The following is a 4,318-nucleotide window of genomic DNA, read 5'->3' on the forward strand; positions in this document are numbered from 1 at the left end:
CATCCAGCCCCTCCGGCGTTTGAGGAGCGGGGTCTGGGGCGGAGCCCCAGGGGGTCCGGGCGCAGCCCGGGGCCCCGCTTCCAGCCCGTCCGGCGTTTGAGGGCCGGGGCAGGGCCGGCCCTGGGAACGGGCGAAGGGCGGGTAGGGGAACTTCGCCCCGCGCAGCGGCGAGGGTAGCTGCGGGGACTTTGCCCCGCGCAGCGGCGAGGGTCGCAGCGGGGACTTCGCCCCGCGCAGCGGTCAGGGTTGCTGCGGGGGCTTCGACCGCGCAGCGGCACGCCCGCGGGCGTGGCTGCGTGCGTAACCGGCCGGCGCCGGCCCGGGCGGGCTCCGGGGGCGTGGCAGGCTGGCGGGGGCCACCGGCCGGCCCCGCCGGGGACAGGGGCCAGGCACACGCGGAGCTAGGAGCAGCATGCACACCCTTCTCGTCACCGGCCCCGGCGGCGCCGGGCGCAGCACCATCGCGGCGGCCACCGCACTCGCCGCCGCACGGCAGGGCCACCGGGTCCTCCTGCTCTGCACCGGCCCAGGCGAACCGCCCGTGGCTCCGGAAGGCACGCTCAGGGTGGCCCGCGTCGACTCCGGCGAGGAGTTCCGGCGCGAGCTCGTCTCGCTCCAGGAGCGCGGCTCCGCGGTGCTCGGGATGCTCGGCGCCCGCCCCCTGCACGCCGACGAGATCACCGAGCTGCCCGGCGCCGAGCAGTTCGCCCTGCTCCGCGCCCTGCGGCGGGCCGCGGACGAGCCCGGCACCGACCTCGTCGTGGTCGACCTGCCCCCGCTGCACCAGGCGATCACCACCCTCGCCCTCCCCGCCCAGATCCGCCGCTACCTCGCCCGGCTGCTCCCCGCGGAGCGCCAGGCGGCCCGCGCCCTGCGCCCCGTACTGGCACAGCTCGCCGGCGTCCCGATGCCCTCGCAGTGGCTGTACGAGGCCGCCGCCCGCTGGGACGAGGACCTGGCGGCCGTCCAGGACGTCCTGGAGGCCCCCACCACCTCCGTACGGCTCGTCGCCGAGCCGGGACCCGCCGCCGACGCCGCACTGCGCCTGGGCAGGCTCGGGCTCGCCCTGTACCGGCTGCCCGTCTCGGCGCTCGTCGCCAACCGGATGCTGCCCGCCGGATCCACCGACCCGTGGCTGGCGGGACTCGCCGCCCAGCAGGAGAAGTACGCCGCCCAGTGGGCCGGCGACGAGAGCCTTCCGGTGCTCCCCGTACCCCACCTGGGCCGGGACCCGCACGGCCCCGGGGACCTGGCGGAGCTGGCCCCGGCCCCCGCCCCGGCGATCGCGCCCCGCCCCGCCTGGGCCGTCGAGGACCGGATCGCCGAAGACGGGGTGCTGCTCTGGCGGGTCCCGCTGCCCGGCGCCGAGAAGCGCGAGCTCGGCCTGGTCCGGCGCGGGGACGAGCTGCTGCTCACCGTGGGCCCGTACCGCAGGATCGTTCCCCTGCCCGCGGCCCTGCGCCGCTGCACCGTCTCCGGGGCCGCCCTCGCCGAAGGCGAGCTCCGCATCCGCTTCACCCCGGACCCGGACCTGTGGCCCCGCGGCGGCGAGAAGGCGTAGAGGACGGGCCGGAGGGCCCGCGGGCCTGGGGGGCGTACCGCCGTTCGGGTAACGTCGGAGGGAGCAGGAGTCCGTACCGCACGCCCAGCCGCCGCCGCAGGAGAGTCCGCCATGAGCGAGGCCACCGACCGCCCCACCGATCCCTCCGCCGGGGACGACGCCTGGGCCGAGGCCTGCGCCGAGGACCTCGCCGCCGAGCGGGAACGCCGCAGGTCCGAGCAGGGCGCCTCCGCGGGCACCGGCGCCGGGACCGCCGCCGAGGAGCTGTTCAAGCTCTTCGAGGCCGTCGCCGACAAGGTGTCCGACAAGGTCTCCGCGCTGCACAACCCGCTGTTCGGGGTCGCCGCGCAGGGCGCCGTACGACAGTTCGTCAACCAGGCGAAGAGCGCCGCCAAGCCCGTCGTCGAGCGCAACCCCGAGGTCTTCGACCACCTCGCGGCGGCCGGCTCGGAGCTGCTCGCCGCCTACCGCTCCGCCGTCGAGGGCCACGAACGCCGCTGGACGCGCGACGAGCCGGCCCCCGGACGGGGGAGCGGGACCGCGGGGACCGCCGAAAATGCCCCCGAAAACGCCGCCGGGAACGCGAAGGACCCCCGTGACGAGGGCAATGACGGCCCGACCGAGCGGATCGATCTCGACTGAACCCCCGCCTCCCTCGGGTACGGTTGACAGCGGCGGGGTTTGACCGGAAACCGAGGGACTAATGGGACTCACCATCGGCGTCGACATCGGCGGCACGAAGATCGCGGCCGGCGTGGTCGACGAAGACGGCACCATCCTTGAGACGTACAAGGTGCCCACCCCGCCGACCCCGGACGGAGTGACGGACGCGATCTGCGCCGCCGTTTCCGAGGTCAGCGCCAGCCACACCATCGACGCGGTCGGCATCGGCGCCGCCGGATACGTCGACGACAAGCGCGCGACCGTACTCTTCGCGCCGAACATCAACTGGCGGCACGAGCCGCTGAAGGACAAGGTCGAGCAGCGCATCGGCCTGCCCGTGGTCGTCGAGAACGACGCCAACTGCGCAGCCTGGGGCGAGTACCGCTTCGGCGCCGGCCAGGGCCACGAGGACGTCATCTGCATCACGCTCGGCACGGGCCTGGGCGGCGGCATCATCATCGGCAACAAGCTCCGGCGCGGACGCTTCGGCGTGGCCGCCGAGTTCGGCCACATCCGGGTCGTCCCGGACGGCCTGCTGTGCGGCTGCGGCAGCCAGGGCTGCTGGGAGCAGTACGCCTCCGGGCGCGCGCTCGTCCGGTACGCGAAGCAGCGCGCCAACGCCACCCCCGAGAACGCCAAGGCCCTGCTCGCGCTCGGCGACGGCACCCCCGACGGCATCGAGGGCAAGCACATCAGCGAGGCGGCCCGGGCCGGCGACCTGGTGGCCATCGACTCCTTCCGCGAACTGGCCCGTTGGGCGGGCGCCGGCCTCGCGGACCTGGCCTCGCTCTTCGACCCGTCGGCGTTCATCGTCGGCGGCGGCGTCTCGGACGAGGGCGACCTGGTCCTCGACCCGATCCGCAAGTCCTTCAAGCGCTGGCTGATCGGCGGCGCGTGGCGTCCGCACGCGCAGGTGCTCGCGGCGCAGCTCGGCGGCAAGGCCGGTCTGGTCGGCGCGGCCGACCTGGCCCGCCAGGGCTGAGACCCACCTGCTGCATCCCGTATCGGCGGACTGCCCGCCGCGCCCCCTGGGGTGCGGCGGGCAGTCTCGTTATGTTGCCGGGTATGGACCTCACCGAGCTGCCGAACTCCCGTACCGAAGCAGATGGTTCCGCCGTGATCCGGGTGCTCTCCTACAACGTCCGCTCACTGCGCGACGACGAGGACGCACTGGCCCGGGTGATCCGCGCGTGCGCGCCGGACCTGGTCTGCGTACAGGAGGCGCCGCGGTTCTTCCGGTGGCGCAAGCACGCGGCGCGGCTGGCCGCGAAGTGCGACCTGGTGGTCCTGTCGGGCGGCGCGACGGCGGCGGGACCGCTGCTCCTGTGCTCCCTACGGGCCTCCGTGGAGCGGACCGAGGACATACTGCTGCCGTTGACGCCGGGCCGCCACCGGCGGGGTTTCGCCACGGCGGTCGTACGGCTGGGCGGGGTCCGGGTCGGTGTGCTGAGCGCGCACCTGTCGCTGGACGGGCCCGAACGGCTGGCCCAGTCGGAGCTGCTGCTGGACCGGCTCGCCGGGATGGACGTGCCGTACGCGATCGCGGCGGGGGACATCAACGAGGGCCCGTCGGGGCCGGCCTTCCGCCGGCTGGCGGGGGCGCTGCAGGACTGCCGGGTGGTGGCGCCGTGGGGTGGGGAGCACACATGGGTGCGGTCGGCGGCGCCGCGCCGGATCGATGCGGTCTTCGCCAGTGCGGGGGTGGAGGTGCTGGCCTGCGGCGTCCCCGAGGGCCTACCGGGAGTCACCCCCGCGGACCTGGCCCGAGCGACGGACCACCTCCCGGTCCTGGCCGCGCTGCGATTGCCTTCCTGACGCGCCGCACACCTTCTTGACGCGCTGCTCGCGCGGTGCGGCCCTGGGGGCCTTACCGGCTTCGCGGCGCTGTGCCGGACTCCGTCCGGCGGTGGCTGGTCGGTGTGCCTGCCACTGTCGTCCTGGGGCGGGGCCGGTGGGCGGGTGCGGCTGGTTGTGCCCTGCGGGGCTGGGTCCCCTACCCGCCCTTCGCCCGTTCCCCGGGCTCCGCCCGGACCCGTTGCCGGGGACCAGTCCCCGGACCCCTGCGCCTCAAACGCCGGCGAGGCTGGATGTACC

4 protein-coding genes are annotated in these 4,318 nt (G+C 75.4%); all 4 read left to right on the forward strand.

The features are described from left to right. The first annotated feature begins 412 nt into the window (after positions 1–412). The 4 genes from ACFWBW_RS41555 to ACFWBW_RS41570 all read left to right on the forward strand — a co-directional run bounded on the left by ACFWBW_RS41555 (position 413) and on the right by ACFWBW_RS41570 (position 4,039). Positions 413–1,561 (forward strand): ArsA family ATPase, encoded by a 1,149-nt coding sequence (locus ACFWBW_RS41555; protein ID WP_385385065.1) that lies wholly within the window; start codon positions 413–415, stop codon positions 1,559–1,561. Positions 1,562–1,672: 111 nt separating this feature from the next. Continuing rightward, entirely contained in the window at positions 1,673–2,203 is a 531-nt protein-coding gene (locus ACFWBW_RS41560; protein ID WP_385385067.1) for a DUF5304 domain-containing protein, read from the forward strand. Between the two features lie 61 nt (positions 2,204–2,264). After that, on the forward strand, positions 2,265–3,206 hold the full coding sequence (locus tag ACFWBW_RS41565; RefSeq protein WP_250743712.1) for an ROK family glucokinase: 942 nt from the start codon (positions 2,265–2,267) through the stop codon (positions 3,204–3,206). Positions 3,207–3,289: 83 nt separating this feature from the next. Further along, positions 3,290–4,039 (forward strand): endonuclease/exonuclease/phosphatase family protein, encoded by a 750-nt coding sequence (locus tag ACFWBW_RS41570; protein ID WP_385385071.1) that lies wholly within the window; start codon positions 3,290–3,292, stop codon positions 4,037–4,039. Positions 4,040–4,318 lie beyond the last annotated feature (279 nt).

Origin of the sequence: Streptomyces sp. NPDC059957 (genome assembly GCF_042730015.1) — a bacterium.
Classification (GTDB): Bacteria; Actinomycetota; Actinomycetes; order Streptomycetales; family Streptomycetaceae; genus Streptomyces.

What these genes read in the sequence shown, in the direction of transcription:
- ACFWBW_RS41560 (WP_385385067.1), top strand. Translation starts at nt 1,673, where the DNA reads ATGAGCGAGGCCACCGACCGCCCCACCGATCCCTCCGCCGGGGACGAC.
- ACFWBW_RS41555 (WP_385385065.1), top strand. Translation starts at nt 413, where the DNA reads ATGCACACCCTTCTCGTCACCGGCCCCGGCGGCGCCGGGCGCAGCACC.
- ACFWBW_RS41565 (WP_250743712.1), top strand. Translation starts at nt 2,265, where the DNA reads ATGGGACTCACCATCGGCGTCGACATCGGCGGCACGAAGATCGCGGCC.
- ACFWBW_RS41570 (WP_385385071.1), top strand. Translation starts at nt 3,290, where the DNA reads ATGGACCTCACCGAGCTGCCGAACTCCCGTACCGAAGCAGATGGTTCC.